Source organism: Shewanella sp. SG41-3 (assembly GCF_014164545.1).
Lineage (GTDB): Bacteria > Pseudomonadota > Gammaproteobacteria > Enterobacterales > Shewanellaceae > Shewanella > Shewanella vesiculosa.
Genome location: NZ_JACJFJ010000037.1, coordinates 1 through 302 on the forward strand (window position 1 = coordinate 1; position 302 = coordinate 302).

Consider the following 302-nt stretch of genomic DNA (forward strand, 5'->3'; position numbering starts at 1 on the left):
TTGAGAACTCAAGTGTTAATGCTTTCGCATTAACGTTTTTCGCACTAACGTAATCACACAAACGACAACGAATCATCATCCATGCGCCTTTAGTTAGTACTATCAGCTTTCCAAATTGTTAAAGAACAACACTTAACCGGCTTGCGGTGTGTTTTACTCACCTTCCGAAGAAGTTAACAAGTAATCTGTGTGAACACTCACATGCATCGCTGCACTTTAGGTATTGAGTTAGTCGTATAGGTAAGGAGGTGATCCAGCCCCAGGTTCCCCTAGGGCTACCTTGTTACGACTTCACCCCAGTC

Annotated in this window: 1 rRNA gene; it reads right to left on the reverse strand. The window is 43.4% G+C overall.

Annotated elements, in window-relative coordinates:
- Positions 1 to 241: 241 nt before the first annotated feature.
- A 16S ribosomal RNA gene (locus H5164_RS19860) occupies positions 242 to 302 on the reverse strand; the annotation flags it as partial.